General features: G+C 37.8%; 25 protein-coding genes, 2 riboswitches and 1 other annotated feature. Of the genes, 6 read left to right on the forward strand and 19 right to left on the reverse strand.

The window, feature by feature from the left end:
• Window positions 1-6: 6 nt before the first annotated feature.
• The 14 genes from K0R93_RS10990 to K0R93_RS11055 all read right to left on the reverse strand — a co-directional run bounded on the left by K0R93_RS10990 (window position 7) and on the right by K0R93_RS11055 (window position 14638).
• The gene (locus tag K0R93_RS10990; protein WP_300301166.1) at window positions 7-1692 is read right to left on the reverse strand and encodes a sensor histidine kinase; all 1686 of its coding nucleotides are present in this window, start codon (window positions 1690-1692) and stop codon (window positions 7-9) included.
• 266 nt (window positions 1693-1958) lie between these two features.
• On the reverse strand, window positions 1959-2426 hold the full coding sequence (locus tag K0R93_RS10995; RefSeq protein ID WP_300301168.1) for a GNAT family N-acetyltransferase: 468 nt from the start codon (window positions 2424-2426) through the stop codon (window positions 1959-1961).
• 74 nt (window positions 2427-2500) lie between these two features.
• Window positions 2501-3601, reverse strand: coding sequence for a GerAB/ArcD/ProY family transporter (locus K0R93_RS11000; protein WP_300301171.1), 1101 nt, complete (start codon window positions 3599-3601; stop codon window positions 2501-2503).
• Complete coding sequence (locus tag K0R93_RS11005) at window positions 3594-4697, reverse strand: GerAB/ArcD/ProY family transporter (protein WP_300301173.1); 1104 nt, start codon at window positions 4695-4697, stop codon at window positions 3594-3596. The genes K0R93_RS11000 and K0R93_RS11005 overlap by 8 nt, the downstream gene beginning before the upstream one ends.
• 16 nt (window positions 4698-4713) lie before the next feature.
• Window positions 4714-4923: a hypothetical protein gene (locus K0R93_RS11010; protein ID WP_300301175.1), complete on the reverse strand. Its 210-nt coding sequence runs from the start codon at window positions 4921-4923 to the stop codon at window positions 4714-4716.
• 2 nt (window positions 4924-4925) lie between these two features.
• Entirely contained in the window at window positions 4926-6071 is a 1146-nt protein-coding gene (locus tag K0R93_RS11015) for a Ger(x)C family spore germination protein (RefSeq protein WP_300301178.1), read from the reverse strand.
• Between the two features lie 4 nt (window positions 6072-6075).
• A complete protein-coding gene (locus tag K0R93_RS11020; protein ID WP_300301181.1) occupies window positions 6076-7611 on the reverse strand; it encodes a spore germination protein in 1536 nt (511 codons plus the stop codon).
• 167 nt (window positions 7612-7778) lie between these two features.
• Window positions 7779-8801: an aspartate--ammonia ligase gene (gene asnA, locus K0R93_RS11025; protein WP_300301183.1), complete on the reverse strand. Its 1023-nt coding sequence runs from the start codon at window positions 8799-8801 to the stop codon at window positions 7779-7781.
• Window positions 8802-8924: 123 nt separating this feature from the next.
• Window positions 8925-9177: a binding site (T-box leader), on the reverse strand.
• Window positions 9178-9291: 114 nt separating this feature from the next.
• Window positions 9292-9477 carry a hypothetical protein gene (locus K0R93_RS11030; protein WP_300301186.1) on the reverse strand — a complete coding sequence of 62 codons (186 nt, stop codon included), beginning with the start codon at window positions 9475-9477 and terminating at the stop codon, window positions 9292-9294.
• Between the two features lie 96 nt (window positions 9478-9573).
• Window positions 9574-10563: an AmmeMemoRadiSam system radical SAM enzyme gene (gene amrS / locus K0R93_RS11035; RefSeq protein ID WP_300301188.1), complete on the reverse strand. Its 990-nt coding sequence runs from the start codon at window positions 10561-10563 to the stop codon at window positions 9574-9576.
• 255 nt (window positions 10564-10818) lie between these two features.
• The gene (gene amrA / locus K0R93_RS11040) at window positions 10819-12228 is read right to left on the reverse strand and encodes an AmmeMemoRadiSam system protein A (protein ID WP_300301190.1); all 1410 of its coding nucleotides are present in this window, start codon (window positions 12226-12228) and stop codon (window positions 10819-10821) included.
• Between the two features lie 65 nt (window positions 12229-12293).
• Window positions 12294-13004, reverse strand: coding sequence for an N-acetylmuramoyl-L-alanine amidase CwlD (gene cwlD / locus K0R93_RS11045; protein WP_300301192.1), 711 nt, complete (start codon window positions 13002-13004; stop codon window positions 12294-12296).
• Window positions 13005-13100: 96 nt separating this feature from the next.
• Window positions 13101-14228, reverse strand: coding sequence for a hypothetical protein (locus K0R93_RS11050; RefSeq protein ID WP_300301194.1), 1128 nt, complete (start codon window positions 14226-14228; stop codon window positions 13101-13103).
• Window positions 14229-14308: 80 nt separating this feature from the next.
• Window positions 14309-14638, reverse strand: a complete 330-nt coding sequence (locus K0R93_RS11055) for a MazG-like family protein (RefSeq protein WP_300301197.1) — start codon at window positions 14636-14638, stop codon at window positions 14309-14311.
• Window positions 14639-14889: 251 nt separating this feature from the next.
• Here K0R93_RS11055 and K0R93_RS11060 point away from each other — a divergent pair, with 251 nt between their 5' ends.
• The 4 genes from K0R93_RS11060 to K0R93_RS11075 all read left to right on the forward strand — a co-directional run bounded on the left by K0R93_RS11060 (window position 14890) and on the right by K0R93_RS11075 (window position 17159).
• Window positions 14890-15051 (forward strand): aspartyl-phosphate phosphatase Spo0E family protein, encoded by a 162-nt coding sequence (locus K0R93_RS11060; protein ID WP_300301199.1) that lies wholly within the window; start codon window positions 14890-14892, stop codon window positions 15049-15051.
• 64 nt (window positions 15052-15115) lie between these two features.
• Window positions 15116-15553, forward strand: a complete 438-nt coding sequence (locus tag K0R93_RS11065) for a DUF2383 domain-containing protein (protein ID WP_300301201.1) — start codon at window positions 15116-15118, stop codon at window positions 15551-15553.
• A gap of 864 nt (window positions 15554-16417) precedes the next feature.
• On the forward strand, window positions 16418-16777 hold the full coding sequence (locus K0R93_RS11070) for a hypothetical protein (RefSeq protein ID WP_300301203.1): 360 nt from the start codon (window positions 16418-16420) through the stop codon (window positions 16775-16777).
• 211 nt (window positions 16778-16988) lie between these two features.
• Entirely contained in the window at window positions 16989-17159 is a 171-nt protein-coding gene (locus K0R93_RS11075) for an aspartyl-phosphate phosphatase Spo0E family protein (RefSeq protein ID WP_300301205.1), read from the forward strand.
• A 77-nt stretch (window positions 17160-17236) separates the two neighbouring features.
• On the opposite strand, the gene K0R93_RS11080 is transcribed toward K0R93_RS11075, so the two are convergent.
• Window positions 17237-17761, reverse strand: a complete 525-nt coding sequence (locus K0R93_RS11080; protein WP_300301206.1) for a DUF3231 family protein — start codon at window positions 17759-17761, stop codon at window positions 17237-17239.
• Window positions 17762-18126: 365 nt separating this feature from the next.
• Window positions 18127-18220, forward strand: a riboswitch (glycine riboswitch).
• A 96-nt stretch (window positions 18221-18316) separates the two neighbouring features.
• Here K0R93_RS11080 and K0R93_RS11085 point away from each other — a divergent pair.
• Window positions 18317-18526: a hypothetical protein gene (locus K0R93_RS11085; RefSeq protein ID WP_300301208.1), complete on the forward strand. Its 210-nt coding sequence runs from the start codon at window positions 18317-18319 to the stop codon at window positions 18524-18526.
• A gap of 327 nt (window positions 18527-18853) precedes the next feature.
• Here K0R93_RS11085 and K0R93_RS11090 read toward each other — a convergent pair whose 3' ends face one another.
• The 3 genes from K0R93_RS11090 to K0R93_RS11100 form a co-directional block, all read right to left on the reverse strand.
• Window positions 18854-19546 carry a radical SAM protein gene (locus K0R93_RS11090; protein WP_300301209.1) on the reverse strand — a complete coding sequence of 231 codons (693 nt, stop codon included), beginning with the start codon at window positions 19544-19546 and terminating at the stop codon, window positions 18854-18856.
• Window positions 19547-19655: 109 nt separating this feature from the next.
• Window positions 19656-19976, reverse strand: a complete 321-nt coding sequence (locus K0R93_RS11095) for a DMT family transporter (protein ID WP_300301210.1) — start codon at window positions 19974-19976, stop codon at window positions 19656-19658.
• 103 nt (window positions 19977-20079) lie between these two features.
• Window positions 20080-20175: riboswitch (guanidine-I (ykkC/yxkD leader) on the reverse strand.
• A 226-nt stretch (window positions 20176-20401) separates the two neighbouring features.
• Complete coding sequence (locus K0R93_RS11100; RefSeq protein ID WP_300301211.1) at window positions 20402-20620, reverse strand: hypothetical protein; 219 nt, start codon at window positions 20618-20620, stop codon at window positions 20402-20404.
• A 418-nt stretch (window positions 20621-21038) separates the two neighbouring features.
• Between K0R93_RS11100 and K0R93_RS11105 the strand changes: the two genes are divergently transcribed.
• The gene (locus K0R93_RS11105) at window positions 21039-21266 is read left to right on the forward strand and encodes a hypothetical protein (RefSeq protein ID WP_300301212.1); all 228 of its coding nucleotides are present in this window, start codon (window positions 21039-21041) and stop codon (window positions 21264-21266) included.
• Window positions 21267-22477: 1211 nt separating this feature from the next.
• Here the strand turns inward: K0R93_RS11105 and K0R93_RS11110 are convergent.
• A partial coding sequence (locus tag K0R93_RS11110) for a collagen-like protein (protein ID WP_300301213.1) occupies window positions 22478-23056 on the reverse strand: 579 nt, incomplete at its 5' end.

A 23056-nucleotide genomic window follows, 5' to 3' on the forward strand; every position in this document is an offset into this window, starting at 1 on the left:
CTTTGTTTATATGTTGATGGAATATATATCTGAAAACTCCACATGAATCCTCTCAATTTTAGATTGTTTTTCAGTCCCTATGGGGTGATCCTCTTGGGTCTTATCCTTTACTGATTTAACAGGCAGTGTAATGATAAACGAACTTCCTTTCCCTACCACACTCTCAACCGTAATTGTTCCTCCATGAAGTTCTACCAAAGACCTTACCAATGAAAGTCCAATACCGCTTCCTTCATGACTTCGTGTCAATGATTTATCCACTTGCCGAAAACGTTCAAATATAGAATTCAATTTTTCCTTGGGTATACCTATTCCTGTGTCTGATACTGTGATAACGATATGCTCCGCCTTATCATGAACATTTACCTTGATCATACCACCAGGATTTGTAAATTTCATGGCATTGGCCAAGAGGTTTAGCATAACTCTCTCCAGTGTATCGGGATCACAAGCCAATACTTTTTCTTCTATATCTGTATCAAACTCTAGGCTTATCCCCTTGCTTTCCACATATTCAGCCACAGAAAGGGTAATATTTTCTACCAGACGGACGATATCATCCGACTGCAGGTTTACCTCATAGTATCCTGAGTCGATTTTGGTAATATCGATCAAATTATTTACCAATCGCAATAGGCGATATCCATTTTGTTTCATTCTTTTTACATGTCTCTCAATATCACGGGTATTCATGGTTTCATTACCCTTCTGCAAATATAATTCTAGCAGCTGTAGTGTGCCAAACATTACATTTAAAGGCGTTCTCAGCTCATGCGATATATTGGCGAAAAACTCTGTCTTCAGTTTATCATAGGCAATGGTTTCTCCCAAAAGTTTCATGGTTTCTTTTCGTTCTGTAATATCCCTCACCACAGAGAGGACTACATCTTTTCCCTGCATGTTGAATACATGGGCATTAATCTCTACAGAAATCTTGTCTCCCTCTTTAGCTTCCAATACTGTCTCGAAAGTGGCATACCTCTCTTTCAATAACTTCTCTGTATTTCTTGATACGAATTTCTTCATATTCTCCGTGTTAAGCTCCCTGGGTGTCATTTTCAACAATTCTTCCCTGCTGTATCCCAACTTCATACAAGCAATATCATTTGCCTCTATAATTTTTCCTGGCCCTTTATCCCCATTGGTGGCATGAAGAAAGATCATATCATTGGCATTATGAAATAATTGCTTGTACTTTTGCTCACTGGCCACTAGGGCAAGCCTGGCTTTGTTATTCTCTGTGATATCCCTCAAAGAAGCGCTCATCACACTTCTATTTTCTATAGGAAAAAGTGTTAATACCACCTCTGTAAAAATTGATTGTCCCATTTTATTTTTATGGACCCATTCAAAACGATGATTTCCATTCTTTTCAGCTTGGATAATCATCTCAAGGGCCTTTACCATGGATGGTTTCCCATCCGGCTGGATGACTGGAGACAATTCATAAGGCATATACTTTAATAGTTCTCGTTTTGTATCATATCCAAAATATCTGACAGCTGATTCATTACAATCTATAATCCTATGATCTTCCAGCATCAACATAGCATCTGGGGATTTCTCAAACGCCATCTTGTATAACCAGTTGTGGATATTTGTATCCTTCCCACCATCCTCTTGATTTTGGATCTCTTCATTTAAATTTCCTACCTTCTGATACATATCTTTTATATTCATTTTATTCTCCATTCCGGTTCATCATCCTATATACCCTTATTAGATATCAAAGTTTATTTAAAATACTTCCATAAGGATGTTGTTTTTCCTCCATGAAGCAAAAAAAAAGCATCTAACGATGCTTTCGCTAGGGGAACCTAGTTCCCCTTCGACGGCTGCAAAGCAGCCTGAGCACCCCTGATTTTTTATTTAATAGGAAAGTAGAACTTTCCTATTAAATAAAAAAATACCTCCCCTACTTTACAATAGTGAGGTATTTAACTTATCTATATCCAAAGTCATCTGTGTCTTCCCACGATGGCCTTTTCAAGCTCCGTAATTTTTAATCCTTCCTCTATCTCGACAACCTGGTATTCCTCAAATCCTTGATTCTTATACAACTTTATTGCAGGCATGTTTTTACTGCCTGTAGAAACCTTTACTTTTTTAACTCCGCCTATGTTTTTCTCCACATACACTAAAAGTTTTTTAGCAATCCCCCTGCGAAAATAGTCTGGATGGACTACTAGACGGCAAATGTCCATGACTTCACCTTCAATGATATAGGCTATTACCCCTAGGAGCTTTTCCTCTTCAAAATATCCATAAAAGCTTTCACTGCTGGCCTTTAATGTCTCCAAGGTATCTTTCAGAGGTGGAATCTCCCAATATTCAATCAATGCAGCTTCCATTTGATAAGCTGGAATCTGGATATCCAATATATCCTGCACCATCTCGTTATCCTGAAGGTTTAATTCTCGAATCATTTCTCCCCCTTGTTTCTAGCATGACTTATGAACTCTTTTACTGTAACAAATTCTCCATAAATATGCTATATCCTCTATGTCTCGAATTCTTTATTATCATTGTGCCGTACCTTTATTTCGGCGGCAATCCAAATTCCAATGGGTAGAATGACTTGAAAAGGCAAAGCGTAAAAATTCCATACCTTAAAGGCCCACTCCACCATTTCCATGATACTCCCATAGATAAAATAGGAGAGATTGACCATCAACAATCCCACTGGAGTTATAATTATTCGGTAATTGCCAAGTCCTGTCAGCTTAGCCAGCCCTCTGCTAGCAGCCATAAGACAAATACTTATTTTTACCATACCGCTGATAATGAAAGAAACCGATACTACGATTTCTATCCTTGTAAAAATTTCTGCTACATCGATTCTGCTCACTGCTGCATAGGACGGGAAGTAGGTAACCATAGCTTTCTCACTACCCAGTACCAAGATATTTCTTGCGCCAAATGCGGTCAATAGCAGACCCGCAATCAAGATACCAATAGGATATGTCTTGAAAGCTGATCCTCTTTGCTGCAAACAGGAAAGAACCATTAGAAACACGACCGTCTCTCCAAAGGGAAAAGTCAGAGAGCTAAATGCTCCCTTTAATACAGGTGCCCAACCTTCCAATAGAAACGGACGTATATGATTGATCTCCACCTCCGTAGTTGAGAAGGATAAGGTTGTCAGCATGATGATTCCCAGAAAGATAATAAACAGTTCTCCCCATCTTCCAAGAACCTCTATGCCCTCCTTTGATACCCATATACACAAAAAACTCAGCAGTATCATGGGCACAATCATGGGCGTTTCTGGGAGAGCTACTGTAATGATAAACTCCCCAAAATTCCTTAGTACTAGAGCTCCCAAGTGGAATGCAAACCAGCTGTACAGAACAATAATCAACCCTCCGATGTACTTTCCAAAAATATGGAGAACAATATCGCATAAATTTTGATTTGGGAAAAGATATAGGATTCGGGCATAGACCAAACTCAACAGTATGCCTCCTGTCATCCCCAATAGTATTGCCAGCCATACCTCTCTTTTTGCCCCTGCTCCTGAACCGATGATGACGGAACTTCCCCAAACGAATAAAATAGTCAATGTAATGCCTTGTTTGTCAGAGATCACTTCTTTATTCATGTTCGCAGCTCCCTTGATGTTTTCGTCTATTTCTTATTTCGATCATAACCAGTATGAATATAGGCAGTATCATTTCAAAGGGAATAGCAAAATATGCCCAAATCTCTTCCGCCCATTTCATTGCATGGAAAATATCAGTATAAATAATCACTGATAAATTTAATAATAGCAGAGCGATGGGCCATACCATGAAACGATATTGTGGTACATTGAATAGGTTTACAACGCCCTTGCTGGCTGCAAGCAAACAGACAGATACTTTAATAAACCCTGCCAGCAAGGATGTAGTAGATACGATGAGCTCAAGACGCTGAATAAAGTCACCCACATTGACCCTGCTTACAGCGCCATAGGCTGGAAAGTATTTTGTGGAATATGTATTGTATCCTAAAGCTAATAGCTCCGTCACAGCTGTTGAAAATAGAATGCTACCACCTAACATCACACCTAGTATATATACCTTTTTAAAAGATCCTTTCTTTCTCAGTCCCATGGAAATCATAAGAACAGTCACAGCTTCTCCAAAGGGAAAGGTGATGTTGGAGAAGGTTCCTTTGAAGACAGGGCCCCATCCGTTATAAAGCACAGGCTGCAAACGATGTATTTCCAATTGAGGTACCAAAGTCAAGATGGCGATGGGAACAATCAGACACAAAATTATGAGAAATAACTCTGCCAATCTCCCCAACACCTCCACGCCCTCCTTTGCAACAAAACTGCAGAGACCAATTAGAAAAATCCCAAATACAATTGGGGGTGTCTCCGGCAATCCTATAGTAATAAAAAACTCTGAGTAAGCCCGAATAATAGATGCTCCATTGATAAAAACAAATACAAGAAAAAGAATGTTTATGAATTTCCCGAAAATTTTTCCTAAAATCACCTCATTGATCTCAAATAAATCCTTTTCCGGATAGGCTGCTTGAATTCCAGCATACACCAATACCAATGGTATGCTTAGCAAGGGAGCCAGGATGAGAGCTATCCATAGATCCCGTCCCGCTTCCAGCCCTCGCCCAACGATAACGGCATCACCTATAACAAATAAGGTAATTAGGCAAATTCCTTGTCTATTTGAAACGATCTCCTTCTTCATAACTATACTTCTCTCCTTATCCACCCACCACAGCTTGAATGAGTCGTTCGATGGGCGTTGCTGGGCTAGGAATGTGTATCCCAAGTCCAAGCAATAAGCTGATGACAAAAGCCAAAAAAAGTGTCATGGTATAAAGCACAATCTTTTTCTTTTCCCCTTGCTGAACCAAAGGTACAATCTCTAGGAAACCAATGACCATATATGCAATAATGATAACAACCACCATTTCTACTCACCTACTTTAATGGGTTTTGATGTTAAGGCACTTCCTCGGATGTTTATCTCAGCATTGGCTTTTACAATAAGGCCTGCAAACTGTTTATCCCAATCATTTTTATGTGCTTTCCAGTAATCAGGCATTTCTCTCTGCACTACGCCACCAAAATCAAAAACATCACTTGCCCATTGCTTTTGCACTTTTTTGATCGTGTTCTCAATTTGCATCTTTACTAATTCTTCTGCTTCTTTTTGCAAAACTTTTCTGCCCTTCTCACTAATAAAATCATCTGTTCCTTTGATTTCAGCAATATTTACATCTAGCTTTACATCAATCTTCATCATCAACTTGCCATCTATCAGCTCTGGTTTTACCTTTGTTTTACTCTTAAAAACTTCCAAGGTGATATCAGTGTTTGTTTTCCCTACATTGGGGACTACAATGACACCACCTTTCAATTCTCCCTTGGTCAGTAAAAGGCTTCTGGCTTCAATGCCATTGAGCTCTCCTACCATTCTATCTCTTTTAAATATTGCGATGCCATTTATTAGTGGAATCTTTGCATCTCTTTTTGTCTTTAAAACAGCCATAGGCATGGTAGGAGAGATGCCGTCTGCCGTTAAATCATCAAGAAATCTCCACAATTCCACGGCGTTATATTTTGATATGCTCTTCTGGGACTGGAGCATATCATCTATATGCACGGAGATGGTATCATGCATTTTATCTTTGCCTTCTAACAGACTCTTGGCATCTTTTTCCTTTGATAATACAAGCCACATGTTCTCCCTTACCTCCGCATCCCTCGTCACATAGTCCAAAACAGGGGTAATCCCTGCTCTGGCGATCTCCTCACTGATTATAATGACTTTGCCGTGGGCCCAGTAAACCCGCCTGCCCGTCTGCATGATCAGGTTTCGGATGGCATCAAAGATCGTAGCCCCCTCTGCTGTGGTTAAATCAGAAGTCATCGTCACATCTTGTCCACCCTTTGGGGTAATGCTTTCAATGGTAAGTACAAACTTCTCGTCCTCATAATCGATGGCAACACCACTAACGATGGTCATTTCATCGATCTCACGGTAATTCCAGCATCCACTGGTAAAGGATACACCTATAATCAGCAATATAAGTAGGATTGATTTCTCATATTTCATGGCATTAGCCCCTTTTTTTAAGCTTCTTACTGCCGCTGCGCACGGGATCTTTTGCCCCAATTAGCTTTGGTCGATAATGCATATACCACCAAGGTGCCCTGATGATGGTATCCTTCACGTCCTCCTTATTGATAGAGGCCAGATGGAGCATGTAGGGTATCCCAAAGGATCGAATGGATATCAAATGAATAAACAACCCAATGACACCAAAGATATAGCCATATAGCCCCAAGAAGGAAGATATAATGATAAAGGAAAAACGTACAATTGCCAGGGCCCCCAGCATTTTTGGAAGCATAAGGCTGGTAATGCCCGTTATGGCTGTTACGATGACAATGGGTGCACTGACAATTCTAGCGGCTACGGCAGCCTCACCCAATACCAGGGCCCCCACAATGCTTACGGTCTGTCCAATTGGTTTTGGGAGCCGTGTCCCTGCCTCCCTCAAAATCTCAAAGGTGATGCCCATGGCAAGGGCTTCAAAGACCGTTGGAAAAGGCACCCCCTGCCTTGATGCTGAAATACTCAGCAGCAAAGGGGTAGGTATCATCTCTTGATGATAGGTGGTTAAAGCAATATAGATGGCTGGTATGCTGGTGCTAAATAAAAAAGCGAAATACCGAAGAATTCGATTAAAGGATGAATATAAATAATTATGATAGTAATCCTCATTCACTTGAAAATATTCCATAAATAAATATGGCAAAGTCAATACAAAAGGCGTCCCGTCACAGAGTACAGCGATCCTCCCCTCCAGGAGATTGGCAGCTACGACATCAGGCCGCTCTGTACTTCCCATAGTTTCAAAAGGGGATAAGGGAGCATCCTGTACAAAGCTTTCTATATAGCCAGACTCCAGTATCCCATCTATTTGTATTTCATTAAGCCTTTTTTTCAACTCTTCGATAATCTTGTCTGAAGCAAGACTCTGCAAATAGCAAATACAAACCTTGGTTTTGGTACGCTTCCCTATTTCCATGTATTCCATCTTTAGATCAGGACTTATGATTTTTCTCCAAATCAATGTCAGGTTTGTTTGGATGCTCTCCGTAAATCCCTCTCTGGGGCCACGTACAGCCGCTTCTCCTATGGGCTCAGAAATTCGTCTTTTTTCCCACCCTTTTGTATCTATGATTAAAGCTTTTGGACTTCCATCCATCAAGAGAACACTATCTCCGTAGATGATGGATTTTACTAATTCATCTATACGGTTATCTATTTCAATATTCCCAGAACCTATAACTGTATCCTTAATATCATCTAATGAAATAGATGATACTTTTGCTCCAATCAAAGGCAGTATGACCGTATCTTGAATAGTTTCCTTATCAGTCATGCCGTCCGCATAAATCATGCAAAATAATAACTTGTCATCATGTTGATTTCTTATGGTTCTAAACACAATCAAATCATTTCCAGCAAATATTTTTTTAAATGTTGAAATGTTATCTTTTAGAGATTCTTCAAGTGTTTGTGACTTCTCTATCTTTGATCCTTCACTATTTTTTATATTTAAAATATCCTTTATTTTTTTGAACATAACTCCACATCCTATTCTTTCTAGCTCAGTACATCTCTTGACTGTCCAATCAAGGACTCAACTAGTATTGATATTGTTTTCCTTCACCTGCTCTTTTATGCTTCCTTATTATCAAAAAAAGAAAGGAAACCTCGCCCTGATGACGAGATTTCCTTTTCATGTTAACCCTATAACAATAATATCTCTTTTTCTTCGCATACTTCCAGCATTTCCTGGGGCCATATGGACGCTTGTACTTCTCCGATATGGGCCTTCTGAAGGAAGAACATACAAATTCTTGACTGGCCGATACCTCCGCCAATGGTATATGGAAGCTTCTTCTCCAGTAACATTTTGTGGAAGGTGAATTCCTTTCTATCTTCACAGCCAGCTAGCTTTAGCTGCTTTTCCAAGGCATCCTCATCCACACGGATACCCATGGAAGATAACTCTAAAGCCATATCCAAAACAGGATACCAGAAGATAATGTCTCCATTTAATGTCCAATCATCATAATCGGGAGCCCTTCCATCGTGGCGGATACCTGATGTCAATTCTCCTCCAATTTGCATAATGAATACGGCGCCTTTCTCCTTAGCAATGGCATTTTCCCTTTCCTTTGGTGTAAGCAGAGGGTATCTGTCCTCTAATTCCTGAGTCGTAATAAAACTAATCTCTTTGGGTAAGAATTTGTTAAAGCTTGGGTATAGCCTGCTCACATAATCCTCCGTGGCTTTAAATACCTTATAAATTTTCCCCACAATCTCTTTTAACGTATCTACTGTTCTTTCCTCTTTTTGAAGGACACGTTCCCAATCCCATTGGTCCACGTAGATGGAGTGTATATTGTCTAGATCTTCATCCCTACGGATAGCGTTCATATCTGTATAGAGACCCTCTGCATGACCAAATCCATACCGATGGAGAGCCATTCGCTTCCATTTCGCAAGGGAATGTACAATTTCCACCTCTTTACCGCCAACACCTTTTACATCGAAGGCTACAGGTCTCTCAACACCGTTTAGATTGTCATTGGTTCCCGTCTCTGGTTGAACAAACAGGGGTGCTGAAACCCTTGTCAAGTTCAGTTCTTGTGCTAAAGCTGCTTCAAAATAATCCTTTAACTGTTTAATTGCAATTTCTGTTTCTCGAATGCCAAGAACTGGCTTATAACCTTCAGGTATCATTAATGCTTGCTCTATCGTTTTCATATGAATTCCTCCTAAAATTTGATTGTCAGCTCCACTTTCTTCCCCATGGCCATGGAATTTTATGTGTGCTCGCTATTTTAAAAATAAATATAAAAATATAAAAAAACCCTTCATCCCTTATAAAAAAGGGACGAAAGGTTTATCTTCCGCGGTACCACCCAAATTAGCGCAACGCTCACTTCAATCAGTACGGAAGTATGTCTACTTCGATACCTACCAATGATAACGGTTTGGTTCCGTCTAAGCCTACTCTCCTTTACGGATTTGGGTTAGCAACTCCGAGATGTTCTTCAAAATAGGCCTCGTGCTGGTCTCCCACTATCACCAACTCGCTGAAACTACATCCTAGATCTACTCTTCTCTTCTTCGTTTTTATATTATTATACTTCGTTGTTATTGATTATATGTTATTCCACTGAAGATGTCAATGGTTTATTTGCATAATCATTAGTGAATACGTATATTTTTTCTTTTATATATAATGAATTTTCTATGGTGTTTTATAACTACTTACTTCTGTACTTACTACGATCCTTTGATCCTCTTCAATATGGCTCTGTTCCATTTGTGCGTCTACCCTGATCTTATTTCCTGTATAAGAAAAGAATCTGCCCACAAAAAGTAGTACTGTGACACAAAGAATACAAATAATTGTCCATAATAGCCATTTCTTCAAAGCCATCCCTCCCTTACCACCTTTCGTACTTCATTATATGCTGAACCAGCATATCCCTAGTACTATTCTATGGGATGAGAAAGCAATCTATTTTTATCAATATACTATTGAAATAGGCTTATTACATTTTTTGCACTTTTTTCCATCCAATGATTGTACTTTTATTATTAAATCTCTATGTACTATTTCCTCTCTGCATTGGGGACAGTAGGTATTCCGATCTACCCCCGCTATGTTTCCCAGATAGACGTAATCAAGATATTTCTTTGCAATGGTTTCTGCTTCCTTCATCAGATTCATTGGTGTCGGGGGCAGCTCCATTTTATAAGCTGGAAAATATCTGCTCAGGTGGAGAGGAATCTCCCTGCTTATACTGCCAATCCATTTAGCCAGTCCCTCTATCTCCTCAAAGGAATCATTTGACTCGCTGACAAGAAGTGTTGTGATTTCCATATGACAGCTTTTAAAGGCTGTTTCTATGGTCTCTTTTACAGGGGTTAATGCACCTCCACACAAGTCCTTATAAAAATCATTTGTAAATCCTTTTAGGTCTATGTTCATGGCATCAATATGGGGCAAGAGCTTTCTTAGGGGAGCTTCTTTGATGAACCCATTGGTCACCAATACATTTTTCATTCCTGCCGCATGAATCAGGGGTGCTGTTTCATAGATAAATTCATACCAAATAGATGGCTCATTATAGGTATAGGCAATACCGATGTGATCCTTATGGGCTTGAGCTGCTTGTACCAGCTGTTCTGGGGTAACATAAGTTGCTTCCGGTTCTCTGTGGGCGATCTGCCAGTTCTGACAAAAGCTGCAGGTTAAGTTACACCCAAAGCTTCCGATGGAGAGAATTCTGCTGCCAGGATAGAAATGATATAGGGGTTTTTTTTCAATAGGGTCTAGGGCAAAGGAGGTTATTTTCCCATAATTTAAGCTGTATAAGGTACCCTCTTCGTTCTTTCTTACCCTACATCGACCCACCTTACCATCAGGTATCTGGCAATCATGGGGGCACAGGTCACATTTCACATAGTCCCTATCCAATTTTCTATAAAACATTGCTTCCTTTTCTATTTTCATTTACATAATCCTGCTCCTTCTATCCCTTGTCCACAAAATTATGTTAATGTGGACAAGGTCTGTTGATAAGTTCACAATCTTTCAGTGGCGCTATATGGACAAATCTATAAGCATGTCCCCTCCTTGTCCACAAATCTACATTTTACTCATACGTAACCGGTGGATAAGTTTGTGGATAAGTTTGCGTTTCTATAGCCATTGAATTGCCTAAGCTTCAGCCATTTTCAAAATTTTTATGCACATTCTATCCACAGATTATTTATGTCTCTCTACTTCAAATCTTTGCAGATTGTATCCTTCATTGGCCTTAATCCCTGCCTTTTGTAGAGCGATTCTTACTTGCTCTTCTACCGTATCAACATTTTCAAGGTTTGGCAGCAGTAGACCTGATTTTCTTCCACTGGATACAATCACACCATACTTTCTTACATCCAATTCATCCAAGGAATTGATAGCCTCCGGTGCTTTCAAAATATCCACAGAATAGATGATCTCCTCTAACTCATCCTCTTCCACAGGATAAAATCTTGGATCATTGGCGCCAGCCTGGATGGCATTTCGGATAATCTCATCGGCAATATGAGCAGTGGTTGGTTCGATAGTACCAATACACCCCCTCAACTCTCCATGCTTTTTCAAAGAAACAAAAACACCGGCCTTCTCTTGTAATATCTCCGTAGGCAAATCTTTAGGAAGATCCATGACCTTTTTATGGGCTACGTAATATTCTAACGCAGCTCTGGCCAGAGTTACATAAGGATCCTCTGTTTCACGAATCTGTCGTATTTTCTCATCCCTGTTATGATAAATCTCCTCCATGTACTGACGTTCTAGATTTGTATCACCTATTTCGATGGCAACAACACCATAACCTACACCAAAAGGACCTTCATAGGACAGTACTTTAGGTGTAATATTATAACCATCACATGTGCCCAGCATAATATCAATGGACCTTAGGGCACACTCTCCAGCTTCTTCTGTAAGGCAAGATTCCATAGATAAAATATCCTTTACAGCACCCTCTTCTAGCAATTTAAGTATCTTCTCATCAAATATCCTTCCGCTTGGGTGGTATCCAGCTGGAGCCTCCTGACTTAGCTTATGGGATAGATCTCCACTGGCTATAACGATAACATCCTCTTCCAGGCCCTCTACGGCTTCCTGAATAGCCTTGCCTAGTTTATACAAATCTTCCCTCGGTAAGAGCCCATAAGTAATGTGGACCAATTTGTAGTGAATATAGGCTTCATCGATAAAGTATAGAGGCACCATGGTACCATGATCCAGCTCTGAAGATACATGATATTCGTGGACAAAGTCTTTATTTACCTGGGCACAAAAGATATTCCTTGCCTTTGCAAATTGAAGGATTTTATTGGTTAGTTCCAAATGATTATCTTTCGTAAACCTGACTTCTTTTGCCCCAAATTTCCCCATATTTCCTTGCATTTCCGGTTCAACCGAGATTGCTACTGCATCTCTGAATAATGGTCCATGGGGTGTGATCACCACGATGGCACCAGGCTTTTTCTCTTTTATTTCTAAGGCTACTTTTTTCATTCCAGCAATGGTCTTTTGAATTTTTTTCTCTTCCCCTTTTCCCACTTCCTTTAGGATAATAGGCGGATGAGGCATTAAATAAGCGGCCTGTATTCTTCCCATTTTGATACCTCCTCTTTTGTTTCTTTTATTAATATGTTCCCTTGAAAAATTACTTATACCCTAACCTATTCTTTCATCTCATTAAAATATCTTAGGATTCCAATATAAATGCTCCAAGCGACCTTCTCCTGGTATTTTGATTCTTGTAGTAACCTTTCCTCCATGGGATTTGATAAAAAACCGCATTCCACCAACACCATTGGTATTGCGCTCTCCTGCATCAAGTATACATCGCTTTTCGATTTTGTCTCCCGCTTATTCCCATTATCAAGAATGCGAATCAACTCCTCTTGAATCAAGAAAGCCAATCGCTTGCTTTCTTCAGAGTTTTTAGGGTAAAAGGTCTGGGCACCATAATATTGCGTTTGAGGAAAAGCATTTAGATGGATAGATACGAAGATATCCGCATCACTTTCATTCATTATCTTTTTTCTGTTTCTTAAATCCTCATTTTTTTTGTCCCGAATTCTTCCGTTATCCGAATATAGCCCCATGTCAGTATCCCGGGTTAGAATCACCATGGCGCCGCTTTGTTCTAGCAGCTTTCTCAGGCGTAATGCAATTTCTAAATTGATATGGCTTTCCAGTACACCGCTTCTTCCACTGGTACCTCCATCTACCCCGCCATGACCTGCGTCCACTACGATTACCTTGTGGGTAGTAGGCAGAGAAGTGACTTCCAATAGATTTATATACCATCTATATAAGCCTATGGTTCCCCCGATGAGAAATATCCACATGAAAAACCATTTTTTATGTATAACAAGTACACGCATTCATAAGCCCCCTTCATCTTTTCCTATTTATTCATATTCAACAAAAGAAAATTTATGAAAAACAATGAAGCAGCAGGATTTCATCATCCTGCTGCTTCATTGTTTTAAATATGTCTCCCATGCATTATCCAGTTCGCTCACGGTGATCCCTAATATCTTAGGAATCACTTCATGGAATCTCTGAATCGATATCTTGTCAACTTCGGCGCCCGTGCCTTCTAAATATTCATAGGCTCCCAAAGCATCTACGATTTTCTTCACCGTATCTTCCCCATAGGTATCTATCATGAATTTTGCGATCATGCCAGAGCCATCATAGTAGTTTTGTATTTCTTCTTCATCTTCCATGGTCTCAAGATTCAGCTCCTCAAGCCTGTCTATGGTCATCCATTTATCTTTATATGTGCTGATATAATAGCCCTTTGAACTATAGACTTCTGGTTCGTTCTGAAAATTACTAAAATACATGGCTAACCCTTCCGCAAACCAATAAGGAAGATTATTCTTTGCTTGCTGAATGGTTAGTTTGTGAATCAATTCATGTTCTAATATCTCCTGATAGTGCCCTGTCTCATCAAATTCTGTGGTTTTTATGGATTCTGGATACTCATACCAACCAGCAAATTGCCACCCAAAAGAAAGTTTTACAGACTGTCTCAGCATTTCCTTATCTTTGTACAGCTTGATGATGGTTGGTTCTTCAATACCTTTCCCATATCGAGTCTGGACGTTTCCGTAGGCTGTCTCGCACACATCATGGATTTTCTCTGCATATTTTTTTGAAGAATCGAAGTATTTAATGATAAAATGCTTTGTCTTCATTTCTTCAAACTTTAAATCTCCATCCTTCCAGTTGCCTCTTTCTTTCACGAGCCGCAAAGGATATTGAACCTGATAGACACGATCTTGTAAGCGATAGCTTTGGCTGACCTCTACAATAGCTTGATCCTTATGGAGATCGATATCCTTTATTTCCATCTGAAAGTCTTGTATATCATTACTCTTTATATCCCTCATCCAGCTTTTCTTTTCCGCTACATATTCTGGGCTCTCCCATGATAAGGTTCCTATATAGGCTTCTACATCTTTTGCATGGACCAGTTTCTCCTGCTCCATGATGAAATTTCGAATATCTTCCTTAATAGCTTGATTTTTATTGCCACAGCTAGACATAAATAGGACAAAGACAACCAATAGGATGCAGAGTATTCTATCTCTTCTCATATTTTTCTCCTTCTACTGATATATATTATCCTATGTAATGGGCAATCTTCATATGCTACAATTCAGATATATCCGTTATTCTACTCCTCTACACGGATATAACCCTTCTTGATGAGTTTACTTACGTGGGCATCAACCTTCTCTTTGATATTGATGTCGTATTTTTCTTCTAACACAAACATCATTGATACAGCTACTTGTGCCACGTCCAGCAATTCATCACTGATCCGGTCGACCACCTCCTGGTCCTCCAGGCTGACCTTTTCACCATTTAACCCTCTAAATTTTCCAATGGCTTGGGCAAGCTCTCCCGCTTCTTCCATAAGCTTTAGACAGGTAGATTCCAAGCCTGGCTTTAAATTATTCAACCTCGGTAAACTAATTTGTTTGAACTCCGTATATCGATCCATATATGTTTCTCCTTTTTATTCTTTTTCTATATTATCACATAAGTTATCGGAGATTCCTTGTAAGAATTTTTGTTTTTTTCTCTTTTTTGCGTTCTTTCTATTGATTTTTTCCTTATCCTATACTATAATTGACTCATAGCTTTTACATTTATTTACATATTTGTCATATTATTACTTCAACCGACAGCATCTCTTGAAAGATCAAGAGTCTTTTTGAGTTTTTTGTCATTTTTTGAAAGGGGGATTATAAAATGTCGAGAAATGAACTAAAGAAAAAAATTGAGGTAGTTAACGGGGAATTATTAACGCTTTTGAAATGTCACAATTATAATCTGCTAGCCAACTCCGTCATTGCCTGCAGCCAAGAACTGGACGAGCTTATTGTGGCCTATATCCAAACAAACACACAATAGTCCATCTGTATAGCCTTCCTTTTATTGAAGCAGACTAATCGTAAATGATTAGGGAGGTTATATTATGGATGATCCCAACGTAAAAACGTTAAATGAAGTTTTAAAAGGCGAATTTATGGCCATTCACGCCTATGATGATGTGGTGGACAAGGTCTCTGATACAAATTTAAAGGACGAATTGTATCGCATGCAACAAATTCACCAGGAAAATACCCTGCGCCTTTCAGATCGAATTGTACAGTTGGGCGGTCGCCCCGATGGCAGCAATGGCATTGGAGGTTTTATGGCCGATGCCATGCTAATGATTGAAACCAGTATGAATAAAAATCCTCAGTATATCATTGAAAAATTGAAAGAAGGCTCTGATAAAGGAATTAATGCGACGCTGGAAGTGATCAAAGGTGATCTAGACCAAACCAGTGCATCCATTGTTAAGGACATCCTGGACCGTGATCGCAATAATGTTACACGACTAGAATCGCTTTCAAGATTATATCAATAAGCCGCAAAAAACACCGCCCAACAGCGGTGTTTTCGATACAGCATATTGTTATTTAAATTGTGTTCCTACAAAACATTTCCCTCATTATACCGCAATAGAAAAAGCATGCGACACAAATGTCGCATAGGTCGAGATCAAGATTAAGATTAAAGGCAGTAGGGGTTGCATATTATGCAACCCGCTCAAGGGCTAGGGTAGTTTCTTCGGGTCTCGGGTCGCATACTATGCGACCCCTACAAATTGGATCTCGATCTTATGTCACATTGTCCTACATATGAATCACACATGCCGCTACATCACAATTTGATCTCCTTCTCCAGCTCCTCTAAAAACTTATTTGCCTCGCTTCGCTTTTTAAAAACGATGATGTGCTTGCCTTTACTTCTTTCCACTCTTTCAATGTTCCTTTTCCCGGATGTTTTCGGGAAATTCCAAATGTATTTCATAAATATAAAGTCAAAGTTCTCAAAAAAGCTTTTCATGCTACCTTTGTTGTGTTCAATTAATTCTATTTACATGACGTAACAGAAAAATATACCACATAGATCTCTCAGATCTCGATTCTCCATCGTATTATTTTACAACTGCATCTTGCCGTCCTACAACGATAATTTCTACTTATGGGATTTGTTTCCTCCTTAACTCGGGTAAAACATTTCCCATTCATATCTGTTTGAGGCATTCTATATTACTCAAATCATTTCTCTTTTAAAACGCCTAATTTAACTGTCATTCATGAACGCTTTTTCCATTATTGAATTTGAATATTAATAAAAATAGTAGCCAATTACCTAGCTGCTTGTATTATCATAATTCCTTTGATAAATAATATAGATAACTATATTAAACTAGGAAGTGACCAATATGAAATATTCAAAGTATCTATTCATGCTTCTTGTTTTATTTATTCCACTATTATCTTGTAGTCCAAAAGCTGAAAATGAAATGCCACAAGTTCCTAAGGAAGAAGGTATGAAGCAGGTTGATTTTCAGAAATCTGAAGATCCACAGGGGCTCGATAGAACATCATTTTCAATAGAGGAAACGGATGCAAGAAAATTCTTAGATTCCTATGAAAAAACTCTTCATGATGAAGGATGGGTAACTAAAGATGACAATAAACCTGTATCCATTACTTTATCAAAAGATTCTCGTATTATAATTGTCGTTGCTAAACCGATCGAAGGTTCCGATGAATTTGAAGTTATTGTTTTTTCAAAATAAGAAATCCCTCAAACATAAGGGTTGGAGGGATTTTCCGCTTCGTAGGTCCTATCTCTCAAAATTTAAAGCTACTTAGCACCTATCTGATCATTAAATGAATATTTAATAAGTAAAATTTAACAATATCTGTCTTGATGTCAATGTAACATGATAGTATAATACTACTTATATTGACATTAGAAAACACTTACAGTATTGTGTGGAGGAATATATGCCAATTTGTGATGAAATATTGCAGAAGATCGAAAATCTAAGAAACATTATGCACGCTCTTATTGATAAAGATCCCAGACTTATTGATCCCCAGATTCTATCTGTAAGTCAAGAGATTGATATCTTACTTAGCCAATTATATAGTACAGGAAATCAAGGGCAGAATTAATATTCTGCCCGTTTGTTTAATTGTTTATTTTGCAATGCTAAGATGATTCTAAACATCACTCTATCTACTAATTTCTACTATGGTCTGTAAGGAGGAGGCATGCGGAGCCAGTTACGCTTCTGCATAAGATCTTTAAGTGGTACACCAAGTAAGACTTTTTTCATGATTACTTTAAAAAATATATATCCTACATCAGGACGAATAGCTTCGGTTAAACTCCTTGAAGCATAGTTGATTCCCAATAGAAGATTAAACGACATTAAATTAGCTATTTCTTCATCATTTAGTTTTGCACCTTCTGGTATATTCTTAATCTCAATATAAGGCTTCTCTGGCGTATCTTCTGGCAATGGGACGCCTTCCTCTTTAAGCAGCTTATTAATCTCTTCAGCCACTGATTTGTGTATGTCTCTTGCATCCTTTAATATTTTTTTCAGGTCATTGTCCTGAGCAGTATTATACGCCAGTTCCTCGTTTCGTAATGTATTATTGCATATAGCAAGATAAAACCATAAGTTTGAAACTTCCAATACATTTAATGGTTTCTTTTCACCTGTTAAAAAAGGTTTAAAAGAATCATATGCCACTTCAAATAAATTCATTTTATATTTCACCTTTCCTTCAAAAAAATTATACAGAAGTATTCTTGCCCTTATAAATAGAGATCATACCTACCACAACCTCAATAAGATTCTATTTCCAAAAGCAACGAGCAAAATACTCCGTACCTAAAGTGGTTAAATTATACATCGTTTCTTGTTCGGACATAACTACACAATATTTGTAGTATTAAATCGTTACATAAAAGACATTGTCTTTTTATTAAATTCAATATATAATATATTTATAAGTGAATATAGGTGGCAGAAAATCATTGGAGACATTCTAAAAATGAATGACCGTAGGAGCAAGAAATAGTTACTAATTCTCAAACTATTTTGAAACTTTCAGGTAAGATACAATGATTGGACACGACCCTGGAGAGATTCTATTAATAGAACATCGAAGGAGTAACTTACAATCGTAAGGAAGCTTTCAGATTAAAGGACAGGGAGTAGAGAAGCAACGGGATATTTATGCTTCTTTACTCCCTGTCTTTTATTGTTGTATGCATAAATATCCCAATACAAAAATAATAAATTTTGGAGGGATTTTGTATGGAAAATGTAAGCCGTAGCAACAGTACACTAAGAGGTAAAGCTGTACAAAAAGAAGGCAATATTGATGTAATGCCAATAGTATCTATTATAGTCTCTATACTGATAATGGGTATGGTTATGTTCTTCTCTAACAATTTAGACAGCGGTAGTCTCCAACCGCAACCTGATGGAGTATATATTAACTATCTATTAAATAAAGATATTTAATGATCTGGTGGCTTCTTCAGCCCCCTATACTTTTGAACAGGCCTTCCTTTTCTGGATAGCTCTCAAACCTGAGATCATACAACAATCAATAGTGCTGCCCAATAAAAATTCCCCAACCATAATTGTTTGGGGAATTTTGCATTCCATTAGTCCTATCTCTTTAATAATTTTCATCCTAGCGTTTAAGCCATTTTGAAGTTAACTTGTCAGTTATGCGTAATTTTTTATAACTTTCTGTGTTATTTACTCTTTCCAGCTACAAAGCATTGTTACCATCGCTCCGATCATCAAATGTTCATTTCTAAATATGACTTTTATGCATTCACTTTACCAAATATTTAGTAACATATTTGAAATTTCCTCAAATCTTTCATCAGTTATACCAAGTTTTTTCTTAAATCTTTCATCTTCCATTCTTGCAATAATGATCTTGTTAGGACATATTTCCTGAATAATATTTTTTATCTTCTGAATGGATTCTTCATCATCGTTATAGCCTTTAATGATAGTAATTTCAAATATAAATTTCCCTTTGTATTGTTTATTAAAGGAAATCATATTTGAAATATATTCTACAAACGTATACCCTTCGATCGGTCTTTGGACTTTTTGAAAATCTTCTTCTGTGATTACCTTTATCTCTCCAACAACCTCATCACATTTATTGGCAATTTTAATATATTCATCTCTACCTAGTAAATATCCATTAGAAAGCAGTCTTATAGATAAGCCTCTATCTTTAATTATGTCAACAATATCACTAATTTTATCATTTACTAAGGCTTCTCCTTTTGAGTTAATAAAGATTAATTCTGCTTTTGTATTTTCTATCATACTTTCTAGGTCAATCAATGAACTATCAATGTTTTCAAATGACTTTTGGGTATCTACCTTGTTTTGCGACCTTCCAATAGGACAAAATATGCAGTCAAAGTTACAATGCTTTTCTGGAAGTATATTCACTTCCAGTACCCTTCTTCCATCTTCAATATAAATATCTTTATAACTGAAACCACCCATCACCTTATCCTCCTCAATATTATAATAAAATAGTTCTGATTTTTACCTGTTTAACTTCTTTATAGTACAATAAATTAGCTGTTTTTTAATTTTCAATTGGCGTCAATGATTATTCAATTGATATTAACTTCAAACCAATGATTCCACTAACGATGAATACTATACAAACGAAACGCATGATATTAATAGGTTCTTTAAACAAAATAGCACCTAAAAATACTGTACCAATCGTACCTATCCCTGTCCAAATTGCATATGCAGTACCTATTGGCAGACTTTTTAAAGACAATGATAAAAAATAGAAACTTGCAGCCATTCCTATAATGGTTAGTATGCTAGGCTGTGTTTTTGTAAACCCCTGGGAATACTTTAAACCGATTGCCCAACCTACTTCAAAAATTCCTGCTACCACCAAATAAAACCACTCCATATTTACTCCTTCCAAAATCAGTATTTGCGTTCGCCATAAGATTATTTCATGGCAATATTCTAAAATAAGTAAAATAAAAAAGCCCAAAGAAATATTATAAAATATCTCCCAGGCTTTTATCCTTCCGTGTACACAGTCACCTGTGCGTTTTCTCTCGGACCAGCCAGTTACAAACTGCGGAACCCTAGAAAACTAAACTATATAAACTTTTTCGTAATTGATAAGTTGCAACTTACATATCTATTCTAGCATAGCAGTAGGTTTAAATCAACTTAGTATTTTTTCTTCCCAAAATTCTACAAGAACGACATGTTTATAAAAAATCCCCCTAACATAAGTGTTTGAAGGATTTTGCATTCCATAGGTTCTATCTCTTTGAGAATTTTCGCCTTAGTGTTTAAGCCACTTTGAGGTCGATTTGTTAGTTACATGTTAGTTCCCAATAGGATTTTATAGTTTTTTATATGATCTGATCTTTCAAAATACAAACTATTGTTTACACCTGTCCCATCCAAAAAGGTATAATTACTGTCTCTCATATTTCCTGTGAAATATTTCCTACTAACAATCTCAATGATCGTACATAAAAGTATAGAAGCTATAAAGTGTATTTTAAAATTGTACTCACTGACTAATCTTTTCATATTAGCTACCTTCCTCCTACCATTGCATACTCATCAATATGCAAATAAAACCTAATGATTATTTACATATCTTTCAATTATTTCCTTCACAAAGATAAATAAGATTTCTCTTGTGATTGAGAGGAGCGTATTCAGTACAATAAATAAGGATAGGATTTTTCCTGCCCTTGGTGACTAAATGTGTATTTGGTGAGATTATTGGAAATCCTTCTTTCAAAAAACTCTTATATTATTATATAAATTTAGCAAATGTCTATATAAATTATTTGACGAAGTAATTTTAATAACCAAGTCCTATATTTGATTTTTTTATGTGTAGAACATTATTTAAATTATGCACACTATCTTCTATGTCAACATAACTTATATTAGCCAGACAAAAAGGCTAGGAATATTAGAATGATTGGAGGTGCAACTCGTGAGCGACGCTAAAGGATTGCTTGGAGGAATTGGCTGTATCGGCGATAATACAGAATTGTTATTCTTCTTCCTATTGCTAGTGCTAATATTCTGTAATTGTGGAATCTTCGGAGGAGTTGGAGGAATCGGCGGTATCGGCGATAATACAGAATTGTTATTCTTCTTCCTATTGCTTGTAATAATATTCTGTAATTGTGGAATCTTTGGTGGAATTGGAGGATGCTAAGTATTATAGAATTGGGATAGTTCCCAATTCTTTACATAATAAATTTTTGATTTTGTCACTCATCACCTCCTTTTGAAAAAGGGTAGGAATAGTCACTTCCTGTCCTTAAACTTATATATAATTTATGATAGACATTTCATCCATTTACCGCTCTTTGCCCAAGTTCTTGTTCTACTAGTAAAAGTGCTACTGCATTACCCCTTGTCATCCTTAGTCTTTCAACTATAATTAGCACCTGTGCCTCTTCTTCGACCTGTTCTTGGAAGAATTACTGTGGGAAAATTTGATTCTGGTAGTCTTGTTCAGCTAAGGCTATTGCATTGGCCTGATAGCACATATGAGCAAGTGACAGGGGACATACGCTTTGAAAGCAAGCTCTGTCAGTCCTTCCTTTTCTTATTAGTCCTCAAAACCTGAGTCTATAAAATAATTTATACCTCTACACAATAAAAATCCCCCAAACATAGTCGTTTGAGGGATTCTGCGTTCCATAGGTCCTATCTCTTTGAGAACTTACACCCCTGAATTTAAGCGATCTCAGGATTCATTTGCTAGTTACATGTTAGTTTCGGATAGAATTCGATAGCTTTCTATATGACCTAATCTTTCAGAATTGAAACTATTGTTTACACCTATCTCATTCAAAAGATGTATTTAATGATCTTCATATTTCATTGTTAAGTATTTCCTATGCCTAGTTTTATATTAATATGAAACTAACCTCTAAATTGATCTTTAAGGATTAGTTAGGTATGCGACAACGATTCGTGTATTATCTTTAATAATTAAGATAATATACGAAAACTACAATAGAAAATCCAGAATATTAAGCAAAAAAATCTCTACATGTTCTCGAAGACGGACTAAGGCTTTGTACAAATTATTTCAATTCCTTCTATTACATATACACTTACGCATATATACCATTATTTTCGCGTAAAGAGTGCAACCCTTTAACAAAAAATTTCCCTCAGGGCATCAGTCTGAGGGGACGTAAAACGTACTCCAATTTCACTTAAAATTCTCTACTCGGATTGCTTCCAACCTATTTCTTCTCTATCCGCCCCACAACACTCCACGTACATGGTGTTGAAGATAGCTTGTATATGACTGCTACTATACTACTACAAACATGAAATTTTTCCACTTATGATACAGACTAACAGTAACAATTGACCCGTTCCCTCATCCATTATACATTCTATTTCCCTCTATTCGATTTGCATGATAACAAGGTGTGCTGAAACAGGTCTTGTTCCTCCAGCGAGAGGAGTGATGGTTAGCGCTGTTGCATTGCCAGCAGGATTTCGTACAGTGAGTATTGAATCAATGACTGTCGTAGTCACAAGAGCCAATCCTACTATCTGGGAAGTACCTGTTGCTCGCCCGACCACCGTATAAGCTAAGTCAGCGCCATTGAGAGTTAAAATCAATTGACCCGCTTCGCTCACACTTACCTGAAACAAGACCTGATAAGTGCCAATCTCAGCCAAGTTAAATGTGCTGGGTCCAGTACGGGCAATGGCAGCTCCACTAGTAGGCCCATCTTGGGGAAAGCTTACGTCTGTACCGGGAGCAACTGTTGCTGCATTATCAGAAGGCATCAACGCAAAAAAGTCTGCAAAGTTTAATACTCCTCCCGCTGGACCTGTAGCGCCAGTCGGACCAGCGGGACCAGCAGGACCAGCAGGGCCTGTAGCGCCTGTAGGACCAGCGGGACCTGGAGCACCTGTAGCGCCTGTAGCGCCTGTAGGACCAGCGGGACCTGCAGGACCTGGAGCACCTGTAGC

Origin of the sequence: Anaerosolibacter sp. (assembly GCF_029240175.1) — a bacterium.
GTDB lineage: Bacteria > Bacillota > Clostridia > Peptostreptococcales > Thermotaleaceae > Anaerosolibacter.

Bases quoted from the DNA above. Each gene is read 5' to 3' on its own strand.
- K0R93_RS10990 (WP_300301166.1), bottom strand. From the start codon at position 1,692: ATGGAGAATAAAATGAATATAAAAGATATGTATCAGAAGGTAGGAAAT.
- K0R93_RS10995 (WP_300301168.1), bottom strand. From the start codon at position 2,426: ATGATTCGAGAATTAAACCTTCAGGATAACGAGATGGTGCAGGATATA.
- K0R93_RS11000 (WP_300301171.1), bottom strand. From the start codon at position 3,601: ATGAATAAAGAAGTGATCTCTGACAAACAAGGCATTACATTGACTATT.
- K0R93_RS11005 (WP_300301173.1), bottom strand. From the start codon at position 4,697: ATGAAGAAGGAGATCGTTTCAAATAGACAAGGAATTTGCCTAATTACC.
- K0R93_RS11010 (WP_300301175.1), bottom strand. From the start codon at position 4,923: ATGGTGGTTGTTATCATTATTGCATATATGGTCATTGGTTTCCTAGAG.
- K0R93_RS11015 (WP_300301178.1), bottom strand. From the start codon at position 6,071: ATGAAATATGAGAAATCAATCCTACTTATATTGCTGATTATAGGTGTA.
- K0R93_RS11020 (WP_300301181.1), bottom strand. From the start codon at position 7,611: ATGTTCAAAAAAATAAAGGATATTTTAAATATAAAAAATAGTGAAGGA.
- asnA (WP_300301183.1), bottom strand. From the start codon at position 8,801: ATGAAAACGATAGAGCAAGCATTAATGATACCTGAAGGTTATAAGCCA.
- amrS (WP_300301188.1), bottom strand. From the start codon at position 10,563: ATGAAAATAGAAAAGGAAGCAATGTTTTATAGAAAATTGGATAGGGAC.
- amrA (WP_300301190.1), bottom strand. From the start codon at position 12,228: ATGGGAAGAATACAGGCCGCTTATTTAATGCCTCATCCGCCTATTATC.
- cwlD (WP_300301192.1), bottom strand. From the start codon at position 13,004: ATGCGTGTACTTGTTATACATAAAAAATGGTTTTTCATGTGGATATTT.
- K0R93_RS11050 (WP_300301194.1), bottom strand. From the start codon at position 14,228: ATGAGAAGAGATAGAATACTCTGCATCCTATTGGTTGTCTTTGTCCTA.
- K0R93_RS11055 (WP_300301197.1), bottom strand. From the start codon at position 14,638: ATGGATCGATATACGGAGTTCAAACAAATTAGTTTACCGAGGTTGAAT.
- K0R93_RS11060 (WP_300301199.1), top strand. From the start codon at position 14,890: ATGTCGAGAAATGAACTAAAGAAAAAAATTGAGGTAGTTAACGGGGAA.
- K0R93_RS11065 (WP_300301201.1), top strand. From the start codon at position 15,116: ATGGATGATCCCAACGTAAAAACGTTAAATGAAGTTTTAAAAGGCGAA.
- K0R93_RS11070 (WP_300301203.1), top strand. From the start codon at position 16,418: ATGAAATATTCAAAGTATCTATTCATGCTTCTTGTTTTATTTATTCCA.
- K0R93_RS11075 (WP_300301205.1), top strand. From the start codon at position 16,989: ATGCCAATTTGTGATGAAATATTGCAGAAGATCGAAAATCTAAGAAAC.
- K0R93_RS11080 (WP_300301206.1), bottom strand. From the start codon at position 17,761: ATGAATTTATTTGAAGTGGCATATGATTCTTTTAAACCTTTTTTAACA.
- K0R93_RS11085 (WP_300301208.1), top strand. From the start codon at position 18,317: ATGGAAAATGTAAGCCGTAGCAACAGTACACTAAGAGGTAAAGCTGTA.
- K0R93_RS11090 (WP_300301209.1), bottom strand. From the start codon at position 19,546: ATGGGTGGTTTCAGTTATAAAGATATTTATATTGAAGATGGAAGAAGG.
- K0R93_RS11095 (WP_300301210.1), bottom strand. From the start codon at position 19,976: ATGGAGTGGTTTTATTTGGTGGTAGCAGGAATTTTTGAAGTAGGTTGG.
- K0R93_RS11100 (WP_300301211.1), bottom strand. From the start codon at position 20,620: ATGAAAAGATTAGTCAGTGAGTACAATTTTAAAATACACTTTATAGCT.